Annotated in this window: 21 protein-coding genes; 19 read left to right on the forward strand and 2 right to left on the reverse strand. The window is 53.1% G+C overall.

Translation table 11 applies throughout. The features are described 5' to 3' along the window. The first annotated feature begins 4 nt into the window (after positions 1-4). The 19 genes from E1H14_RS08445 to E1H14_RS08535 all read left to right on the forward strand — a co-directional run bounded on the left by E1H14_RS08445 (position 5) and on the right by E1H14_RS08535 (position 17,485). Positions 5-1,711, forward strand: a complete 1,707-nt coding sequence (locus E1H14_RS08445; RefSeq protein ID WP_149391029.1) for a hypothetical protein — start codon at positions 5-7, stop codon at positions 1,709-1,711. A 25-nt stretch (positions 1,712-1,736) separates the two neighbouring features. Continuing rightward, the gene (locus tag E1H14_RS08450) at positions 1,737-1,880 is read left to right on the forward strand and encodes an entericidin A/B family lipoprotein (RefSeq protein ID WP_149391030.1); all 144 of its coding nucleotides are present in this window, start codon (positions 1,737-1,739) and stop codon (positions 1,878-1,880) included. 266 nt (positions 1,881-2,146) lie between these two features. Beyond that, positions 2,147-3,619, forward strand: coding sequence for a DUF3360 family protein (locus E1H14_RS08455; protein WP_149391031.1), 1,473 nt, complete (start codon positions 2,147-2,149; stop codon positions 3,617-3,619). 203 nt (positions 3,620-3,822) lie between these two features. Further along, a complete protein-coding gene (gene trhO, locus E1H14_RS08460; protein ID WP_149391032.1) occupies positions 3,823-4,833 on the forward strand; it encodes an oxygen-dependent tRNA uridine(34) hydroxylase TrhO in 1,011 nt (336 codons plus the stop codon). A 100-nt stretch (positions 4,834-4,933) separates the two neighbouring features. Continuing rightward, positions 4,934-5,281 carry a DUF192 domain-containing protein gene (locus E1H14_RS08465; RefSeq protein ID WP_268814363.1) on the forward strand — a complete coding sequence of 116 codons (348 nt, stop codon included), beginning with the start codon at positions 4,934-4,936 and terminating at the stop codon, positions 5,279-5,281. Between the two features lie 139 nt (positions 5,282-5,420). Next, positions 5,421-5,798: a CopM family metallochaperone gene (copM, locus tag E1H14_RS08470; RefSeq protein ID WP_149391034.1), complete on the forward strand. Its 378-nt coding sequence runs from the start codon at positions 5,421-5,423 to the stop codon at positions 5,796-5,798. A 226-nt stretch (positions 5,799-6,024) separates the two neighbouring features. Continuing rightward, entirely contained in the window at positions 6,025-7,314 is a 1,290-nt protein-coding gene (gene urtA, locus E1H14_RS08475) for an urea ABC transporter substrate-binding protein (RefSeq protein ID WP_149391035.1), read from the forward strand. An 86-nt stretch (positions 7,315-7,400) separates the two neighbouring features. Further along, positions 7,401-9,032, forward strand: coding sequence for an urea ABC transporter permease subunit UrtB (gene urtB / locus E1H14_RS08480; protein WP_149391036.1), 1,632 nt, complete (start codon positions 7,401-7,403; stop codon positions 9,030-9,032). A 3-nt stretch (positions 9,033-9,035) separates the two neighbouring features. Beyond that, complete coding sequence (urtC, locus tag E1H14_RS08485; protein WP_149391037.1) at positions 9,036-10,121, forward strand: urea ABC transporter permease subunit UrtC; 1,086 nt, start codon at positions 9,036-9,038, stop codon at positions 10,119-10,121. Beyond that, the gene (gene urtD / locus E1H14_RS08490; protein ID WP_149391038.1) at positions 10,118-10,957 is read left to right on the forward strand and encodes an urea ABC transporter ATP-binding protein UrtD; all 840 of its coding nucleotides are present in this window, start codon (positions 10,118-10,120) and stop codon (positions 10,955-10,957) included. Before urtC ends, urtD begins: the two co-directional genes overlap by 4 nt. Positions 10,958-10,959: 2 nt before the next feature. Then, the gene (urtE, locus tag E1H14_RS08495; RefSeq protein ID WP_149391039.1) at positions 10,960-11,658 is read left to right on the forward strand and encodes an urea ABC transporter ATP-binding subunit UrtE; all 699 of its coding nucleotides are present in this window, start codon (positions 10,960-10,962) and stop codon (positions 11,656-11,658) included. A gap of 217 nt (positions 11,659-11,875) precedes the next feature. Continuing rightward, positions 11,876-12,178, forward strand: coding sequence for an urease subunit gamma (gene ureA / locus E1H14_RS08500; RefSeq protein WP_149391040.1), 303 nt, complete (start codon positions 11,876-11,878; stop codon positions 12,176-12,178). Positions 12,179-12,187: 9 nt separating this feature from the next. Further along, the gene (locus E1H14_RS08505; protein WP_149391041.1) at positions 12,188-12,508 is read left to right on the forward strand and encodes an urease subunit beta; all 321 of its coding nucleotides are present in this window, start codon (positions 12,188-12,190) and stop codon (positions 12,506-12,508) included. A gap of 2 nt (positions 12,509-12,510) precedes the next feature. Further along, complete coding sequence (ureC, locus tag E1H14_RS08510) at positions 12,511-14,214, forward strand: urease subunit alpha (RefSeq protein ID WP_149391042.1); 1,704 nt, start codon at positions 12,511-12,513, stop codon at positions 14,212-14,214. A 13-nt stretch (positions 14,215-14,227) separates the two neighbouring features. Further along, positions 14,228-14,734 carry an urease accessory protein UreE gene (gene ureE, locus E1H14_RS08515; RefSeq protein ID WP_149391043.1) on the forward strand — a complete coding sequence of 169 codons (507 nt, stop codon included), beginning with the start codon at positions 14,228-14,230 and terminating at the stop codon, positions 14,732-14,734. 25 nt (positions 14,735-14,759) lie between these two features. After that, entirely contained in the window at positions 14,760-15,314 is a 555-nt protein-coding gene (locus E1H14_RS08520; RefSeq protein ID WP_149391044.1) for a HupE/UreJ family protein, read from the forward strand. 4 nt (positions 15,315-15,318) lie between these two features. Beyond that, positions 15,319-15,984 (forward strand): urease accessory protein UreF, encoded by a 666-nt coding sequence (locus E1H14_RS08525; protein WP_149391045.1) that lies wholly within the window; start codon positions 15,319-15,321, stop codon positions 15,982-15,984. Between the two features lie 16 nt (positions 15,985-16,000). Next, positions 16,001-16,621: an urease accessory protein UreG gene (gene ureG / locus E1H14_RS08530; protein WP_149391046.1), complete on the forward strand. Its 621-nt coding sequence runs from the start codon at positions 16,001-16,003 to the stop codon at positions 16,619-16,621. A gap of 24 nt (positions 16,622-16,645) precedes the next feature. Next, entirely contained in the window at positions 16,646-17,485 is an 840-nt protein-coding gene (locus E1H14_RS08535; RefSeq protein ID WP_149391047.1) for an urease accessory protein UreD, read from the forward strand. Here the strand turns inward: E1H14_RS08535 and E1H14_RS08540 are convergent. Together E1H14_RS08540 and E1H14_RS08545 are read right to left on the reverse strand one after the other, a co-directional pair. Further along, the gene (locus tag E1H14_RS08540) at positions 17,482-18,069 is read right to left on the reverse strand and encodes an IMPACT family protein (protein ID WP_149391048.1); all 588 of its coding nucleotides are present in this window, start codon (positions 18,067-18,069) and stop codon (positions 17,482-17,484) included. The genes E1H14_RS08535 and E1H14_RS08540 overlap by 4 nt on opposite strands. Before the next feature lie 6 nt (positions 18,070-18,075). After that, on the reverse strand, positions 18,076-19,059 hold the full coding sequence (locus E1H14_RS08545; RefSeq protein WP_149391049.1) for a serine/threonine protein kinase: 984 nt from the start codon (positions 19,057-19,059) through the stop codon (positions 18,076-18,078). Between the last annotated feature and the right edge of the window lie 12 nt (positions 19,060-19,071).

Below are 19,071 nucleotides of genomic sequence, written 5' to 3' on the forward strand. Positions count from 1 at the left end.
TGCCATGAAAAAAACACTGACGCTTGCGATCAGTGCCGCGCTTGTTTCGGCCAGCCTGTTAAGTGGTTGCAGCAACGAGAGTGACACTGCGCAAAAGGCGGCCCAAGACACCGGCTCAGCCTCTCTTACACAACATCCTTTACTGGGCTTTATTCCGGATCACTCGCCCTATTATTTTGCCAGCCGCGACGTGTTGGATGAGAAAACAGCTCTAGATCTCATGCTGCGCTTACGCGGACAACAGATTGAAACCGATCTGGATGAGTTGCGCCTGGCACTGATGCAGGCTCAAGACCCTTGGGAGATTTCGATGCTCACCCTGGCTCTGGGTTTGAGCGAAGCCCTGGTGCAAGCCAATACACTTGAGGAGTATCACGCTCTAGGCCTGAAACCCAATGCGCACTCCGCATTTTATGGCGTAGGTTTATTACCCGTGTTGCGAGTGGAGCTGCATGACAGTGAAGCCTTTAGCCAATTCCTGCTGCCGTTACTGACGGAAAGTGGTTTAACACTGGAAAAAGCTCAGCTCCAAGGCCAAGAATATTTCCACAGCGGTGATGATTTACCGCTGCGTCTGCTGCTATCTATGCACAATCAACAGCTGTTGATGACTCTCGCACCACAAGAAGCGGATGATGCCCTCCTAGAACAACTTCTGGGTATTAGCTTGCCGAGTGCCAGCCTGGCAAATAGCAATCGACTGATAGAGTTGGAAAAAACCCATGGTTTTAGTCCCTATGGTGCCGGCCAAATCCGTACGCAAGCTTTGCTGCAGGAGTGGATGTCACCGCAAGAGGCCGGCAGCCAACAACTCCTCGCTCAGCTCGGCTCTCCACAACTGGCGATGCAAGGCTGTGAAGCCGATGCTCAGCGCTTAGCTCAACGTTTCAGTGGTTTAGCCTTGGGGATGCGCGAACTCTCAAGTCAGCGCATTCAAGCCAATCTGGTCATCACAACAGATGCTGAACTCAGCCAAGATCTGCAAGCTATTGCAGCACCAGTACCCGGCTTAGGTGCAACACAAGGCTTAGCCAGCCTGGGAGTCGGCCTCAACCTGCCCGCGCTGGTGCAAAGCTTCCAGCGCTACAGTAATGAAATTCGTCAACAGCCCTTCACCTGCGCTGCCTTTAGTGATTTCAACATCTCGGTCCAGGAGATGAGCCTGGCACTGAGCAATCCGATTGCATTGATGCTTGGCCCCAACATTCAAGGGCTTAAACTCCGCCTGAACAGCCTCAGCTTAAGCAATCAAGGTGAGCCTGAGGGCACCGGACTGGTGACGCTTGCTTCAAATAATGCACAAGGGCTTTTGGCTGCGGCAGCGGCCTTCCTCCCCCCTGTCGCCAGCTTGGGTTTAACCCCGAATTCCGGAGTGCAGCAGGTGTCTCCTGAACTTTTACCCTATGGAGCACCGCCGCTGTTTGCCAGCATGACGGACAAAGCCATTACGCTGGGTATCGGGATCAGTGATGCCAAACAGCTGGAAGAGGAAACCAAACGTCCGGCACAAGCGTCCTACTTGTTATATGGACATGCTAAGGGTGAGCTTTACCGTGCTCTGATCCCTTTCACCCAGCTGCTGGAGATGGAAGAAAACTATACCGACACAGCACGTATGGAGGAAGCCGCAAACCTCTACCGCAACACGGCTTTCTGGCTCAAAGCGACTCCCGTTGGGGCCGAGCTGGGGATCGATTTAGAACTGAACTGACCGAACTTAAATGGGAGCTGATGAGATGAGGACTTTATCAAAACGCTTGTTATTCACCTTAGGCCTGAGCCTTGTGCTCAGCCTAATAGCTGCCTGTAATACCATTGAAGGGATTGGCAAGGATGTACAGCGCGGCGGAGAAGCGATCGAACGCATCGGCAAACAATAAGTCGGTGGGGGCGTTGCGCAGACTCCTCAATACGGCGCAGATGGCTTGAACCGGACGGGGCTTGAATGAGCCCCGTTTTTTATGCTCCGCCGCACAACCTCTTAACCACTCAACTCCTCGCCCAACTCCCTTCCCAATCATCTAAGCAATAACCCTAACTAAAATCTCTTCAACTTCATCAGACCCTGCATTAGCCTAAGGGCAAATTGATTTATATAAGGGTAATACCTAAGCTCTTGGCTTTTATAATTAATCTAAGAGCCAATATGACCGAGCAGAACAGCACCTACAGCAGTCGGCACAAACCGCGCAGCGAGTTTGCCAGCCGCGCGGAATATCTTGAGCATGAACTCAAGATCATGAATCCCAAACGCTGGCGCCTGAATCTTCCTTTTCGTGACTATCGATTCGAAGCGGAGGATCTTGTACCGGCAACCGCGGCCACCATTGGAAAAATCGTAATGGTGGCGGCCATCGTTGCCGCTTTTGCGGCACCTCTAGGGCTCTCCAATGACTTTGTCGTTGAAAACGTGCGCTTTGAGATGTTGATTGCCGCCGTGCTCTTTGTCATTTTGGTCTCGGGTTTTATCAACCCCACCAGTAACCTGGCCGGTACGCATGGTCCACTGATTCCGCTGATTCCATTGATCGTTGCCTCCGGAGGCCATCCCATGGCCCTAGGCATTATGATCGGCGTCTTAGGCTTTTTACTGGGGATACTCAAAGGCGGCAGTTTATTAGCACGTCTCACCAGTAACGGTGTCTGTGGCGGATTACTGCTGTATCTTGGTTTTATCGGCATCATGGCGCAGATCAAAAAACTCTTCGCCTGGGCAGAAGGTTTTGATATGGCCTATCTCGCCTTTGTCATCATCCTCTGCACCATTCTCATGTACGCCTATCTTGAGCATATCAAAATGCGCTGGTTGGCGATTCCACTTGGCTCAGGTATGGCCGCCGTAATTGCTTTTGCCTTTGGTGCACCCTTTGAGTTCAGCACTGAACCCGGTATCCCTAACCTCAGCCCAAGCTACTGGTGGGGTGAAGACACAGGTTGGCAGCTAGGCTGGCCTGAATTACATCATTTTATTGCGGTGGCACCCTTTGCTGTGCTTGCCGTGGCGATGTGGTCACCCGACTTCTTAGGGCATCGAGTTTTTCAGCAGCTGAACTATCCCCCCAAAGCTCAAAAAGTGCTGATGAATATCGATGACACCATGTGCACAGCCGCAACACGTCAGGTCGTCGGGAGCGCACTCGGAGGCGGTAATATCGCGTCCTCATGGGGTACCTACATTATCCCCGCTTCGATTGCTAAACGCCCGATTCCAGCCGGGGCCGTCTTAACCGGTGTGCTGTGTATTGTCGCGGCGCTCTGGGGCTACCCCATGGATCTGGCGATTTGGCCACCGGTGTTAAGCGTGGCCCTGATGGTCGGTGTTTTCCTGCCTTTGCTGGAAGCCGGCATGCAGATGACACGTGAAGGGAAAACTACCGAATCAGCGGGCATCGTGATTTTCTCCTCGGCACTGGTGAATCCAGTGTTTGGCTGGTCGCTAACGGTCTTACTCGACAACCTGGGTTTGATCGGGTGTAAAGAGCGTGGCCGTCAGCTCGGTCATGTCGGGCGCTGGATCATTCCTGGGATCGTCTTTGTCATTCTCTGCAGTGTGATGGCAGCCATTGGTATGTTCCCAGGTATTCCAGCCCTGTTAGAGTCTTTCCGTACCTTACATTAAAGTCTCTTTGCTGCAATTCTCATCCGGTCTGTGCTTACGTCTATGCTTAGGTCTGTATTAGGTCTGCGCATAGAAAGCCCAGGCTGGATGAGGATTAAAGCGCCCTCTTTCCAGTCCTCTCCCTGAACCGCACAAAGTCTCTAGAAGCTGTTAAAATAGGCTCTAGTGATGTTCAACTCTTGTTATTAACCCTCGGGGAAAGCATGTCCAATATTGTTGTCTGTGCACTCTATAAATTTGTACGTTTGGAAGATTTCCAAACTCTACGCCAACCCCTGCAACAGATGCTGGAAGCCCATGCGATCCGTGGCACGCTGCTCTTGGCGAATGAGGGGGTGAATGGCACCGTTGCCGGTTCACGTGCCGCCATCGATGCTCTCAAAAATTGGTTTGCACAGGATGCGCGCTTTCAAGGCATCGATTACAAAGAGTCGTTTACAGAGGCACAGCCCTTCTATCGCACTAAGGTGAAGCTAAAAAAAGAGATCGTTACGCTGGGTGTCGAGGGCATTGATCCACAGCGGGTAGTTGGCACCTATGTCGAGCCTAAAGACTGGAACCGCTTAATCAGCGACCCCGAGGTGCTGCTGATCGACACGCGTAATGATTACGAAGTGGATATCGGCACCTTTAAGGGTGCCATCAATCCTAAAACCGAAACCTTTCGTGAATTTCCCGAATACGTCAAAACGCATCTGGATCCGCAGAAGCATCGCAAAGTCGCTATGTTTTGCACAGGGGGAATTCGCTGCGAAAAAAGCACCGCCTATTTAAAAGAGCAGGGCTTTGACGAGGTCTACCATCTGCATGGCGGCATACTGAAATATCTGGAAGAGGTGCCGGAGCAGGAATCACTTTGGCAGGGTGAGTGCTTTGTTTTTGATAATCGCGTCACCGTCGATCATCAACTCCAACCCGGGCATTATCAACTCTGTGCAGGTTGCCGCCATCCTTTGTCCGCAGCGGACTGCCAGCATGAGCATTATCATGCCGGTATCTCTTGCCCCTATTGCCATGATCGGCAAACACCGGAACAGCAAGAGCGCTATGCCGCGCGCCAGCGTCAACTGGAATTAGCACGCGAACGCGGAGAAGCCCACCTCGGCAGTGATGCCGTCAGAACCGCAGAGCAACGTCGCGCCGAGAAACTAGCACGCAAACGTGCTCAACAAGCGGCTGAACCCAGATCCGAGGTGACACCTGAAGCAAAATAGACTTCCTGTCTGCCTCCTACTCTTACTCAGCCTGTCTGCTGCGCTACAGGCTGAGCCTGAAATCAGAGCCAAATTACATCAGGGTGAGCATCGGCTTTGGCTGGAAGTCGCCCTCACACCCGAGGAGCAGGCACGCGGTTTAATGTGGCGAACACAGCTGGCTGAGGATCACGGCATGTTGTTTATGCTGGATGCACAACAACCGGCTTGCTTCTGGATGCTCAATACTCCTCTCGCACTCAGCATCGCTTTTTTTGATCAGCAGTGGCAGCTACTCGAATATTTTGATATGACGCCCTGGAGCCGCCAGATTCATTGTGCTCAACACTCCGCACACTATGCTGTCGAAGTGAATCAGGGCTGGTTTCAACAGCGTCAGATTGAAATAGGCCAGCCCTGGCAGCTCAATTGGCTCAACGACTTCTCTCTAAACGATGGATCTCCCTAGACAGTTGATCTCTCTAGCCGACTGATCCAGACCTATCCAGCTCAGCCTGAAAATGAACTTTATCCGCAGTTTAACCTCTTAGTCTAGAATGCACTATTTGAGTGCGATCAAAATCAACCCCTATCCGAGGAGCTTCCTCATGCGTGCACTTCTCTTAGGCAGCAGCCTACTTCTGGCCTCCAGCTTAGCGTTTGCCGGTGGCCACTCCGCCGGTCATGCTCATCATGGTCATGCCGCCTCTGATCCGAGCAAAACTCTGCCCGCTTCAGTCGCAGCCTATCAAGCTGTTAATGACACCATGCATAGCGCGATGGACATTGAGTTTACCGGCGATGCTGATATCGATTTTGTTCTGGGTATGATTCCTCACCATGAAGGTGCCGTAGGCATGGCTCAAGTGGTGCTAGAGCACGGTTCAGATCCAGAAATCCGCGCCTTAGCTGAAGCGATCATCGCGGCGCAGGAAGAAGAAATTGCCATGATGAAGCGCTGGCTGTCTGAAAAAGGGCATCATTAAGCCCTCTCTAAGCCCTCTCTCGTCTGCGAAAGCCGCCCTCGCGCCAAACAGGGGCGGCTTTTTATTGCATTGCACCAAGAATAACCACAAAAGAGATAATCCTTTTGGGATATTGAAGATAAAAACTTAACCAAAAGGAAAACTTTGCCGAGCTGGTGCGGCTTTGCAAAAGTTGGCATAAAAGCTGCGTTAGTCAGGTCACTAACAACCAAATGGAACCTGACCGATGAAACAGCTGAAAAAAACTCTGACTCTGACCGGCTGCACCCTCGCTCTCTCTATCGCAGCCATTACCGCTCAAGCCGCCGAAACTATTAAAGTAGGTGTTCTGCACTCTCTTTCCGGCACCATGGCCATCAGTGAAACTACCCTGAAAGATACCATGTTGATGCTGATTGAAGAGCAGAACAAAAAAGGGGGCCTGCTGGGCAAACAACTGGAAGCTGTAGTGGTTGATCCGGCTTCAGACTGGCCTTTATTTGCTGAGCGTGCACGCGAGTTGCTAGAGCGCGACAAGGTTGCCTCAATTTTTGGTTGCTGGACTTCTGTATCACGTAAATCCGTTTTACCCGTGGTCGAAGAACTCAACGGCTTACTTTTCTACCCAGTACAGTATGAAGGCGAAGAGTCTTCTAAAAACGTCTTTTACACAGGCGCCGCCCCGAATCAGCAGGCGATCCCAGCGGTCGATTATTTGATGAATGAACTGGGTGTGGAGCGCTGGGTACTGGCCGGTACCGACTATGTCTACCCACGTACCACCAACCGCATTCTCGAAGCCTACCTCAAATCTAAAGGGGTAGCTGAAGCGGACATCATGATCAACTACACGCCTTTTGGTCATTCCGACTGGCAGACCATCGTCTCTGATGTCCGTCGTTTTGGTTCCGCTGGTAAGAAGACCGCCGTAGTCTCCACCATCAACGGTGATGCCAACGTTCCTTTCTACCGCGAACTGGGTGCTCAGGGTGTGTCGGCTGAAGATATCCCCGTCATTGCCTTCTCTGTAGGTGAAGAAGAGTTGTCCGGTATTGATACCGCGCCACTGGTCGGCCACCTAGCGGCCTGGAACTACTTCATGAGCGTCGAGACGGATGCCAATGATGATTTCATTGATCAATGGCACGCCTTCACCGGTGACAGCAACCGTGTCACTAATGACCCGATGGAAGCCCATTACATCGGCTTTAACATGTGGGTTGAAGCAGTGAAAAAAGCCGGCACCACCGATCCAAGCGCCGTTCAGGAAGCGATTATCGGTGTCACCGTCCCCAACCTGACCGGTGGCTATGCGGCAATGATGCCTAACCATCACATCACTAAACCTGTACTCATCGGTGAAATTCAGGCGGATGGTCAGTTTGAAACCGTATGGCGCACGCCCAGCACGGTTGTGGGTGATGCCTGGTCGGATTATTTGGAAGGTTCCAAAGACATCATTTCCGACTGGCGTAAGCCTCTGGCCTGCGGTAACTACAACGTAGTAACCAAAACCTGCTCTGGCCAAAACTTCTGATCTAAGGATCGGATCAGGAAACATCCGGCACCTCAAGCCGGATGTTTCCCTGCGACTTGTTTGCTCTCTCTTTAGGAAACTGTCCTATGCTAAAACGCCGGACTTACTCATTTTTCTCCCTGCTGGCACTCCTTTTACTCCTGGCCTTGCCTTTTGCTGCCCAAGCAGCGGAAGACGATCCGGTACTCAGTGAAGTCGAAACCCTACTTCTGTCTTCGGCGCCTCAGGATCGCAATCGTGCCGTCGAGCTTTTAGCCAGCAGCCAGCACCCTATGGCTTTTGATTTCTTTGCCCTTCTGTTAGATGGCAACCTCTATATTAATCGCCAGGATAATCATCTTTACATCATCGAAGCGGTCAGCGTCAGTGCCGGTCAAACTGCACGCAGTTTGCTGACCGATGCCGAGGTGATCGTTGAGCGCCCACGTGATTTCCGCCGTGTCGCCATCAATAACGCTCAACGCACACAAATTCGCCGTGTGATGGCGGAAACAGGCTTAAATGCCGACTCCAGCCGGACGCGTTTAAAAGCTGTGCGTCAGCTTATGTCGGATCCCGATGCCGATTCCATCGCTCTGATCCGCCAAGCCTATACCCGTGAAGACTCAAACCGTGTCCGCGATCTGATGGCCGTAGCTCTCGCCATCGAAACCCTGACGCTGGGCGGTGATGAAGCCGCCATGCGGGATGCCATCGAAACGCTAGGGGATTCTCTAGAGCCACGAGCACGTAATGCCCTAGTGCAATTCAGTCAAACTGCCGAAAACACGGCACTGGTCGCTCAGGCTGACAAAGCACTGATCAGCATCGAGCAAAGCATCCGTTTTTATAAGGGTTTGGAAACCGTATATTTTGGACTGAGCCTCGGTTCAGTTCTGGTGCTGGCCGCGATAGGTTTAGCCATTACCTTTGGGGTGATGGGTGTGATCAACATGGCGCATGGCGAGTTGATCATGATCGGTGCCTACACCACCTTTGTGATTCAACAACTCATGCCAAATCACATCGGACTTTCCGTTCTGGTCGCCATTCCAGCCGCTTTTGTGGTGTCGGGTTTAGTCGGCATTGCGATCGAGCGCGGTGTGATTCGTTTCCTCTATGGCCGACCGCTTGAAACGCTGCTGGCCACCTTTGGTATCAGCTTGATCTTGCAGCAAGCCGTACGTTCTATTTTCTCACCTTTAAACAAAACGGTGGAAACCCCCTCTTGGATGAGCGGCATGCTGGAATTTAATCCGGTTTTTGCCATCACGCTGAATCGTTTGTACATCATCCTTTTCTGTTTATTGGTGTTCTTTGCTCTACTGTTGATCCTGAAGCGCACGGCTCTGGGTTTGCAGGTGCGTGCGGTCTCCCAAAACCGTGCTATGGCACGTGCCATGGGCGTGCGCTCAGAACGTGTAGATATGATGACCTTTGGACTGGGTTCGGGTGTCGCCGGTATCGCCGGGGTGGCACTGTCACAGATCACCAACGTCGGCCCGAACCTCGGCCAAGCCTATATCATTGATTCGTTTATGGTCGTGGTCTTTGGGGGTGTGGGCAATATCTGGGGCACTCTGGTCGCCGGTATGACGCTGGGCGTCGCGAACAAGATCATGGAACCCTGGGCCGGTGCCGTACTGGCAAAAATCCTGGTGCTGGTATTCATCATTCTCTTCATTCAGAAAAAACCGCGCGGACTCTTTCCGCAGCGCGGTCGTGCTGCTGAGGGTTAAGCCATGCTGTTATGGAAGTTAATTAAAGATGATCGCGGCGGCCAGATTCTCCTGGCGCTGCTGGCGATCGCGATCCTGCTGGTCCCCATGTTAAATGCCCTACCTGCAGATCATGCCCTGCATCTGCCGACCTATACTGTCGCGCTGCTGGGGAAATATCTGACTCTGGCCTTATTAGCCCTCTCGGTCGATCTGGTCTGGGGTTATCTCGGCATCCTAACACTGGGTCACGGCGCATTTTTTGCCCTAGGCGGTTATGTTATGGGCATGTATTTAATGCGTCAGATCGGAGATCGGGGGGTCTACGGCCATCCTGAGCTGCCGGACTTTATGGTATTCCTCAACTGGGATAGCCTGCCCTGGTATTGGATGGGCATGGATCAGTTCTGGTTCGCTGCCATTATGATCATGCTGGTTCCGGGTGTGCTGGCGTTTGTGTTTGGTGCCCTGGCCTTCCGCTCACGTGTCTCCGGTGTGTATCTGTCGATTATCACCCAAGCACTGACCTTTGCTTTGATGCTGGCTTTTTTCCGCAATGAAATGGGATTTGGCGGCAACAATGGCTTAACCGATTTTAAAGACATTCTTGGCTTCAGCCTGCAAGCACGGGAAACCAAGGTTGGTCTCTTTGTTGCTTCAGCAGTGGCTCTGGCCATCGGTTATTTAATCAGCCGTGCTGTGATTCAGAGCCGTTTGGGGAAAGTCTGTGTGGCAGTACGTGATGCCGAATCGCGTGCTCGCTTCCTCGGTTATCGTGTAGAAAACGTTAAGCTTTGGATCTTTACCCTGTCAGCCATGATTGCCGGTGTTGCCGGAGCACTTTATGTGCCTCAGGTGGGCATCATCAATCCGAATGAATTTTCGCCGTTAAACTCGATTGAGATCGTTGTCTGGGTCGCTGTGGGTGGACGCGCCACCCTGTATGGTGCGGTCGCCGGTGCGTTGTTTATCAACTACGCCAAAACCTGGTTCACCACGGAACTGCCGGATGTTTGGCTCTTTGCCCTGGGGGCGATTTTTGTTCTGGTGACCTTATTTTTACCCAAAGGCATTGCCGGTCTCTTCCGTCGTAAGGAGGCTAATGCATGAGCCGCCCCTCTTTGTTGCACGAAGTGCGCGATAAAAATACCGTCTTCTCGTTTATGCAGACGCAAGCCTCGCCTGCACTGAATGTAGATAAACAGATCCTGCTCTACCTCGAAGGTCTATCGGTGAGTTTTGATGGCTTTAAAGCGATCAATAACCTCAACCTGTATATCGGAGATGGCGAGCTGCGCTGCATTATCGGGCCAAATGGTGCCGGTAAAACTACGATGATGGACATCATTACCGGCAAAACCAAACCCGATAGCGGTTCTGCCTGGTTCGGCCAAACCATTAACCTCCTGGAGATGGATGAACCGGCGATTGCACAAGCCGGTATTGGACGTAAGTTCCAAAAACCGACCGTGTTTGAGTTCCTCTCCGTGCGTGACAATTTGGTCTTGTCGATGCCGGATGAGCGCAGTGTTTTCAGTCTGTTAAAAGCGCGCATTAGCGGTGAACAGCAGGATCGTATTGATGAAGTGCTCAGCCTGATCGGTCTGGTCGAACAGCAACAGCTGGGGGCAGGCAGTCTATCTCATGGTCAAAAACAGTGGCTGGAGATTGGTATGCTGCTGATGCAGCGGCCACGTTTACTCCTGGTCGATGAACCCGTGGCCGGAATGACTCATCAGGAAATGGATCGTACAGCGGAGCTGTTGATCTCACTTTCCGGTCAACACTCCGTGGTGGTCGTGGAGCATGATATGGATTTTGTCCGCCAACTGGCGGGCAAAGATCGCACCGTGACAGTCTTGCATCAAGGCAGCGTACTCGCCGAAGGCAGCATGGATCAGGTGCAAAACAACCGCAAAGTGATTGAAGTCTATCTCGGAGAATAAGCATGATCAGTATTCAAGGACTCAATCAATTTTACGGAGAAAGCCATACGCTGTGGGATCTCGACCTGGAGATTCAAGAAGGTCAGTGTACCGTTTTGATGGGTCGCAATGGGGTCGGTAAAACCACCCTTCTACAATGCATCATGGGCCATCAAAAAGTGCGCTCAGGACAGATTCTACTTCAGGGTGGGCAGGATCTGGTCAAGGTTTCAGTCGAGCAACGACCGCGCCTAGGCATCGGCTATGTGCCACAAGGGCGTCAGATCTTTCCGCTGATGACGGTGGAAGAAAACCTGCAAATTGGCTTACCCGTGCTGCCACGGGGTCAGCGCAAGATTCCTGAGTATATCTTTGATCTCTTCCCCGTGTTGGCGCAGATGATGAATCGTCGAGGCGGCGATCTCTCTGGCGGTCAGCAGCAACAGTTAGCCATTGGCCGCGCCCTGGTGGTGAATCCTAAGTTGTTGATTCTGGATGAGCCTACGGAAGGCATTCAACCCAACGTGGTTCAAGAGATCGGCGATATTATTCGTCGTCTGAATCGCGAGATGGGGCTCACGGTACTGCTGGTCGAACAAAAGCTACCCTTCGCTCGCAAGGTGGGTGATCGTTTCTGTTTGCTGGATCGTGGCCGTAAGGTCGCCGAAGGGGAAATGGCCCAGTTAGATGAGCAACTCATCAAGCAGTATTTAACAGTTTAAGCCGGAGGGGTGGAAACACCCCTATTTCGCACACTTTTAGCGCAATCAAAACCATGTCGCACCGAAATAATGCGATGCCCGCACTCAAAAAGCCCACCACACCCCCGGAGTGCTCTTTGTTTGAGCATGGCACAGCCCTTGCTAACCCTCAACAACACCTCATCAGCACCCGGCCCTGCGCTGCCGCTGCCGCCACCTATCAGGAGAGGCTGACCTTATGGAACTGACACCACGTGAAAAAGACAAGCTACTGCTGTTTACCGCAGCTCTGTTAGCGGAACGGCGTAAGGCCAGAGGCTTAAAACTGAACTATCCAGAAGCGGTCGCCTACATCAGTGCCGCCATTATGGAAGGCGCACGCGATGGGCGTACCGTGGCTGAACTGATGGATTCAGGTCGTAAACTGCTCGCACGCGAAGATGTCATGTCGGGCGTTGCGGAAATGATCCCTGAAGTGCAGGTCGAAGCCACCTTTCCAGATGGCACCAAGCTGGTCACTGTGCATAACCCCATTGTCTAGGAGCCACTCATGATACCGGGAGAACTCAAAGCCCTAGCAGGTGATCTGGAGCTGAATGTGGGCCGTCCCACCTGCAAAATCCAAGTCGCCAATCGGGGTGATCGTCCTATCCAAATTGGCTCTCACTACCATTTTGCCGAAGCCAACCCCGCCTTAGAGTTTGATCGTGCTGCCGCGCGTGGTTTTCGTCTGAATATTGCGGCCGGTACGGCTGTGCGCTTCGAGCCAGGACAAAGCCGTGAAGTCGAACTCGTTGCGTTTGCTGGCAAACGTGCGGTGTATGGCTTCCAAGGCGTAATCATGGGTGCGTTGGACGGGGAGGAGAAATAAAAATGGCAAGCATCTCAAGACAAGCCTATGCCGAAATGTTTGGCCCGACCACAGGCGATCGTCTGCGCTTGGCGGATACAGAACTCTGGCTAGAAGTTGAAAAAGATTTCACCGTCTATGGCGATGAAGTGAAGTTTGGTGGCGGCAAAGTGATTCGTGACGGCATGGGGCAGGGCCAGAGTGCGTCGAGTGAAACCGCCGATCTCGTCATCACCAATGCCCTGATTGTGGACTACTGGGGTATCGTCAAAGCCGACATAGGCATTAAAGCTGGCCGTATCCTGAAAATAGGCAAAGCCGGCAATCCCGACACACAACCCAATGTCGATATTCTGATCGGCCCAGGCACCGAGGTCATTGCAGGAGAGGGGCAGATTGTCACGGCGGGTGGTATCGATGCGCATATCCATTTCATCTGTCCACAACAGGTGGAAGAAGCGCTCTGTTCAGGCGTCACCACCATGATTGGCGGGGGCACCGGGCCTGCAACCGGCACCAATGCCACCACCTGTACCCCTGGCCCTTGGTATATTCACCGTATGCTACAAGCGGCAGATGCCTTACCCATGAATATTGGATTATTGGGCAAGGGCAACGCCAGTTTGCCCGAAGGTCTGCGTGAACAGATCCGCGCGGGGGCGATGGGCCTGAAACTACATGAAGACTGGGGCACCACACCTGCCGCTATCGACTGCTGCTTAAGTGTCGCGGATGAAATGGATATTCAGGTTGCGATCCACACCGACACCTTGAATGAGTCGGGTTTTGTCGAATCAACGCTGGCCGCCATTAACGGCCGCGTCATCCATACCTACCACACCGAAGGTGCGGGGGGTGGACATGCACCCGATATTATCAAAGCCTGTGGCGAAGCCAATGTCTTGCCCTCATCCACCAATCCGACACGTCCTTACACCATCAATACCGTGGATGAGCATCTGGACATGCTGATGGTCTGCCACCATCTCGATCCCTCTATTGCCGAAGATATCGCCTTTGCGGAATCCCGCATCCGCCGAGAAACCATCGCTTCCGAAGATATTTTGCATGATCTCGGTGCCTTCTCGATGATCTCTTCAGATTCCCAAGCGATGGGACGTGTCGGAGAGGTGGTCACACGCACTTGGCAAACGGCACACAAAATGAAAGTACAACGCGGCCCGCTCCCCGAAGATCAGCAGGGGCACGATAACTTCCGCATCAAACGCTACATCGCCAAATACACCATCAATCCAGCGATCGCTCAGGGCATCAGCCATGAGGTGGGTTCTATTGAGGTGGGTAAACTGGCGGATCTGGTACTGTGGAAACCGGCATTTTTTGCCACCAAACCCAGCTTGGTGATTAAGGGCGGCATGATTGCAACCGCGCCTATGGGTGATCCGAATGCTTCCATTCCGACACCACAGCCTGTGCACTTCCGCCCTATGTTTGGCAGTTTTGGGCAAGCCGTGGGCGCCACGTCTATGCTCTTTTTATCTCAAGCGGCGGTGGCATCAGGAGTGCCTGAGCAACTCGGCCTGAAGAGCTTGATCGGTGTGGTTAAGGATTGCCGCACGGCGACTAAAGACAAAATGGTCCATAACGCCTATCAGCCCAAAATCGATGTGGATCCGCAGACCTATGAAGTACGCGCCGATGGGCAGTTACTCCTCTGTGAACCGGCTACCGAGCTGCCTTTAGCACAACGTTATTACCTTTTTTAACAAGAGTTTGCTAATGATACGACTGACTGAAAAACTTGCCACCCCCATAGCGGCTGATGCTTGTATCAGCCTCAGCATTGATCAGCGCATTCGTAGCCGCCTGAAGGTGGAACTGGATGATGGCCGCAGTGCGGGGATTTTTCTGCCGCGCGGCTTGATTCTGCGCGGGGGGGATTGTTTACGCAGTGACTGTGGCTTGATCGTTGAGATCAAAGCCCAGGCGGAAACCCTATCCTGCGTCTATTGCGACGACCCCTGGTTATTAGCCCGAGTGAGTTACCACCTCGGCAACCGCCATGTGCCTTTACAGATCGAACCGGGTTGGGTGCGTTATCAACACGATCATGTATTGGATGCCATGGTAGAAGGTTTGGGTTTAAGCGTGCAGGTTGAGCAGCAACCTTTTGAACCGGAAGCCGGCGCTTACGCCAGCGATGCGAGCCATAGCCATAGCCATAGCCATAGCCATAGCCATAGCCATGAGCAGGATGCCGAGCATCCCTCCCACTCCAAACACTGATTGCCCTGATTAAAGAGGATTCACCATGAAACGTTTCTTTAGCCTTAGCCTTGCTCTGCTTGCCTTTGCCCCCACCCTGGTCTTTGCGCACGCTGGACATGAGCACGCTCTCAATGGCTTTATCGATGGCCTTCTCCATCCGCTCACCGGCCTCGATCATCTTGCCATGTTACTGGGTCTGGGTGCACTCGGTGCCTGGCAGTCACGGCCACAGCGCATACAACTCTATGTCGGCAGCCTTGGCATTCTCTTCGCAGGCGCCTTGCTTGGCCTGATCAGCGGTTTTGAAACCGGTATTGAGATGATGATTCTGGCCTCTATTTTCTTTATTGCCTTAGCGATCTTCTTCAGCCTACGCGGCCTCTTACCGCTGCTGGCAGCGATCGTGCTGGTGATGTTCCATGGCTGGGCGCACGGCCTAGAAATGCCTGCGGGTGCGATCTTCAGCTTTATGCCGGGCATGTTAATCATGGCCGCCGTGCTGATGGGCGTGGGTTATCTGCTCGGTCGTAAAGTAGAACCCAAGCAACTGGGTGTAGTCAGCGCCGCAGCCGCCGGTTTAATCGCTTGGTTTGGCTAAGAAGATGCTTGCGCAACTGCGTCTCTTCCAGCTGATCAGCCCCTCCTTACCCGTCGGAGCCTTCACCTACTCTCAGGGTTTGGAGTGGGCCGTGGAAGCGGGTTGGATCAAAACATCAGCGGACTTAGGTGACTGGTTAGACAGTGTGCTCAGGCTAAGCGTGTTGCGTCTTGAAGTGCCTATACTGTTGCGCTTGCACCAAGCCTGGCAGGCTCAGGATTTAGACGCCGCTGCGTATTGGACCGAGACACTCTACATCAGCCGCGAAACCTCGGAACTGCGTGCCGAAGAAACCCAAAGGGGTAAGGCACTGGCCCTGTTACTGCCTAAGCTGGGCATAGAGGTTGATCCTCAGGTGCAGCCGCTGTTGCAGACCAGCCAGGTCAGCGGCATGAGTTATGCCGCGCAGCACTGGCAGATTACACCCGAGTCTTTGGCACAAGGCTATCTGTGGAGCTGGTTAGAGAATGCAGTGATGGCAGGGGTTAAGCTGGTGCCTCTTGGTCAGACTCAAGGGCAGCAGCTGCTGCTCGAGATCAGCTCGCGTTTACCCGAACAATTACACTGCGCGTTGCACTGCCAAGATCAGGAGATTGCAGCCTGCACACCGGCCCTGGCTATCGCCAGCGCGCGCCATGAAACGCAATACACTCGTTTATTTCGATCTTAAGCTAGGAACTCGCATCATGAGTGATTACAAATCTCCACTGCGTATCGGTGTCGGTGGCCCCGTTGGCTCCGGCAAAACAGCGCTCTTAGAAGTCCTGTGTAAAGCCATACGTGATCGCTACAGCATTGCTGTTGTCACCAACGATATCTACACCCAGGAAGATGCCAAGATCCTGACCCGCGCCGAAGCCTTACCGGCTGATCGTATTCTCGGCGTGGAAACCGGAGGCTGCCCGCACACAGCCATACGTGAGGATGCTTCGATGAATCTGGCGGCAGTCGAAGAGCTGGCACAAAAACATAAGGATCTCGACGTCGTATTTGTGGAAAGTGGCGGCGATAACCTCAGCGCCACCTTTAGCCCAGAGTTGGCCGATCTGACGATTTATGTCATCGATGTGGCCGAAGGTGAAAAGATCCCGCGTAAGGGTGGCCCCGGAATTACGAAATCTGATCTTCTGGTCATCAACAAAATTGATTTAGCCCCCTATGTCGGCGCTAGCCTAGAAGTGATGGAGGCCGATACTCAGCGCATGCGTCCTGAACGTCCTTATGTTTTCACCAATCTCAAAACCGGGGTGGGTCTGGATGTGATCATCAACTTTATTGTCACACAAGGCATGCTCGATGCGGCTTAATCCGAATCACGCGAGCGCACGCTCATGAACGCCGCTGTACCGCCTGTGGGTGGCTGGCAAGCCCATCTCGAACTGGGCTATGCCGAGCGTGAAGGCGCGACACGCCTAATCCACTCTCAACGTCGTGGCCCTCTAACCGTGCAAAGGCCTTTTTATCCTGAAGGGCCGGTTTGTCATACCTATCTGCTGCACCCACCAGGCGGAGTTGTCGGTAGCGATGAATTGAGCTTAGAGGTGCACAGCCAAACCGGCGCTCAGGTACTCATCACCACGCCAGGCGCCACCAAGTTCTACCGCTCCGGTGGCCGTTTAGCTAGGTTCCAGCAGTGCCTGCGCGTCGATGCCGGTGCCAGCCTGGAGTGGTTTCCTCAGGAAAATATCTTTTTTCCTGGGGCGGAGGTGGAGATGCGCACGGATCTTTATCTGTGCCAGGGTGCGAGATTTATCGGCTGGGAGATGCAGTGTTTAGGACGCCCGGTGATTCAGGAGCGCTTTGACCAAGGCCACATCCATGCTCGCACTCAAGTCTGGATCGATGGGCGACGGCATCTGCTCGAACACTTTGTTTGCAACGGCGTGGATCTGCAACAGGCCGCCGCCGGTTTACGCCAAGCACCGATGCAAGCCAGTTTGTTGATCTATCCGGCCACACCGCAGCTCCTGGAAAGCCTGCAGGCTCTCTTAGCCGAGATCACCCCACCTGAGATCCAGGCAGGTGCGACCTGTTTAGATGAACTCTTAGTGGTTCGCGCTTTAGGCCAACAAACACAACCCCTGTTGAGTCTGTTCAGTGCGCTCTGGGCAGAGTGCCGGCCTCAGGTGTTAGGCCGCCCCGCCTCCACCCCTCGGATCTGGGCAACCTAGTCCGCAGAGGTACAGATGAGTGTGCCTTTTAACTGCTCCTGCAAGCGCTGCAGACAGGGGGTCAGTGCTTGCTCTTCACCCCGCACCCAGGCCTTGACCTGTTCGGCATAATCAATCACTTCAAATTCTAAACCGGCCAGCTCCAACTGATGACGCACCGTGGACTCATAAGCATAATCAAAGGTGATCTGTAACTGCTGTTGTGGTTTGAACTCTAGCCACTGCGCCTGTGCCAGAGGCTCACTGATCGCTTGGCTATACGCACGCACCAAACCACCCGCGCCAAGTTTGATGCCGCCAAAATAGCGCACTACACTGGCGAGCACATTATCCAATCCCTTGTGTTGCAATACATTCAGCATCGGACGCGCCGCTGTGCCTGAGGGTTCACCATCATCCGATTGACGCACCTGCCCCTGCACTAGCAGCACAAAACAGATATGACGCGCTTCCGGATGTATTTTCCAAAGCTCAGCTACCCGTGCCAATCCCTCTGCCTGAGATTGAATCGGCTCCACACAACCGATAAAGCGTGATTTTTTGATCTCCAGTTCGCTATGAACAGGATGCGCCAGTGTTTTCATAAGGTTCTAGAGTCTGCGCAACACCGGTTCTTGCAAGGCCGCGAGCTGCTCACGTAACTGCAAGATATGCTCACCCCAATAACGCTCAGTGTTATACCAGGGGAAATGCATGGGGAAGGCAGGATCTTGCCAGCGACGCCCTAACCAAGCGCTGTAATGTAGCATCCGCAGTGCACGCAAAGGCTCGATCAGATGCAATTCACGCGCATCAAAATCGGAGAACTCTTGATAACCCGACAACACCTCTTCTAGCTGCAGTTCACGCTGCAGACGATCACTGTCGGTCAACAGCATCCACAAATCTTGAATCGCTGGAGCCATACGTGAATCATCAAAGTCGACAAAGTGCGGATGCTCATCCCGCCAGAGCAGATTACCCGCGTGGCAATCTCCATGCACTCGCAGATAGGTGAGATCTGAATAACGTGAAAAAGCGTGATGTATCTGCTTGAGTAGATCTTCCGCCAAAGACACATAGGCGGTGCGTAGGCTCATTGGGATCATCTGTTCAGCGATAAACGCGACACTCTCATCACCAAAATGCTCGGCTGTCAGCCGTGGACGTGCAACAAAGGCCTGTGCACGTCCCACTTGATGAATGCGTCCGAGAGTTTGACCGAGTTGATAAAGATGATCCGGATTATCCAACTCCGGTGCCCGCCCACCGCGACGTGGAAACAAGGCAAAACCAAATCCCTGATACTCAAGCAAGCTGTGTCCCGCGGCTGTACGCAGGGGCGCCACAACAGAGAGCTCCTGATCCACCAAGGCTTGGGTGAAATCATGCTCCTCTTGAATCTGAGCCGGACTCCAGCGCTCAGGACGATAAAACTTGGCAATAATCGGTTGCGCTTCATCCAGGCCGATCTGGTACACGCGATTTTCGTAGCTATTCAGCGCCAGAATGCGTCCATCACAGAGATAACCCTGGGCTTCCAGCGCATCCAATATAAAATCCGGCGTTAAACGCTCAAAGGGATGCGCATTCATCAGCACATTCTC

This window comes from Nitrincola tapanii (genome assembly GCF_008368715.1).
Taxonomy (GTDB): domain Bacteria; phylum Pseudomonadota; class Gammaproteobacteria; order Pseudomonadales; family Balneatricaceae; genus Nitrincola; species Nitrincola tapanii.

Excerpts from the sequence above, each read along its gene's own strand:
- E1H14_RS08445 (WP_149391029.1), top strand. The coding sequence starts at position 5 with ATGAAAAAAACACTGACGCTTGCGATCAGTGCCGCGCTTGTTTCGGCC.
- E1H14_RS08450 (WP_149391030.1), top strand. The coding sequence starts at position 1,737 with ATGAGGACTTTATCAAAACGCTTGTTATTCACCTTAGGCCTGAGCCTT.
- E1H14_RS08455 (WP_149391031.1), top strand. The coding sequence starts at position 2,147 with ATGACCGAGCAGAACAGCACCTACAGCAGTCGGCACAAACCGCGCAGC.
- trhO (WP_149391032.1), top strand. The coding sequence starts at position 3,823 with ATGTCCAATATTGTTGTCTGTGCACTCTATAAATTTGTACGTTTGGAA.
- copM (WP_149391034.1), top strand. The coding sequence starts at position 5,421 with ATGCGTGCACTTCTCTTAGGCAGCAGCCTACTTCTGGCCTCCAGCTTA.
- urtA (WP_149391035.1), top strand. The coding sequence starts at position 6,025 with ATGAAACAGCTGAAAAAAACTCTGACTCTGACCGGCTGCACCCTCGCT.
- urtB (WP_149391036.1), top strand. The coding sequence starts at position 7,401 with ATGCTAAAACGCCGGACTTACTCATTTTTCTCCCTGCTGGCACTCCTT.
- urtC (WP_149391037.1), top strand. The coding sequence starts at position 9,036 with ATGCTGTTATGGAAGTTAATTAAAGATGATCGCGGCGGCCAGATTCTC.
- urtD (WP_149391038.1), top strand. The coding sequence starts at position 10,118 with ATGAGCCGCCCCTCTTTGTTGCACGAAGTGCGCGATAAAAATACCGTC.
- urtE (WP_149391039.1), top strand. The coding sequence starts at position 10,960 with ATGATCAGTATTCAAGGACTCAATCAATTTTACGGAGAAAGCCATACG.
- ureA (WP_149391040.1), top strand. The coding sequence starts at position 11,876 with ATGGAACTGACACCACGTGAAAAAGACAAGCTACTGCTGTTTACCGCA.
- E1H14_RS08505 (WP_149391041.1), top strand. The coding sequence starts at position 12,188 with ATGATACCGGGAGAACTCAAAGCCCTAGCAGGTGATCTGGAGCTGAAT.
- ureC (WP_149391042.1), top strand. The coding sequence starts at position 12,511 with ATGGCAAGCATCTCAAGACAAGCCTATGCCGAAATGTTTGGCCCGACC.
- ureE (WP_149391043.1), top strand. The coding sequence starts at position 14,228 with ATGATACGACTGACTGAAAAACTTGCCACCCCCATAGCGGCTGATGCT.
- E1H14_RS08520 (WP_149391044.1), top strand. The coding sequence starts at position 14,760 with ATGAAACGTTTCTTTAGCCTTAGCCTTGCTCTGCTTGCCTTTGCCCCC.
- E1H14_RS08525 (WP_149391045.1), top strand. The coding sequence starts at position 15,319 with ATGCTTGCGCAACTGCGTCTCTTCCAGCTGATCAGCCCCTCCTTACCC.
- ureG (WP_149391046.1), top strand. The coding sequence starts at position 16,001 with ATGAGTGATTACAAATCTCCACTGCGTATCGGTGTCGGTGGCCCCGTT.
- E1H14_RS08535 (WP_149391047.1), top strand. The coding sequence starts at position 16,646 with ATGAACGCCGCTGTACCGCCTGTGGGTGGCTGGCAAGCCCATCTCGAA.
- E1H14_RS08540 (WP_149391048.1), bottom strand. The coding sequence starts at position 18,069 with ATGAAAACACTGGCGCATCCTGTTCATAGCGAACTGGAGATCAAAAAA.
- E1H14_RS08545 (WP_149391049.1), bottom strand. The coding sequence starts at position 19,059 with ATGAATGCGCATCCCTTTGAGCGTTTAACGCCGGATTTTATATTGGAT.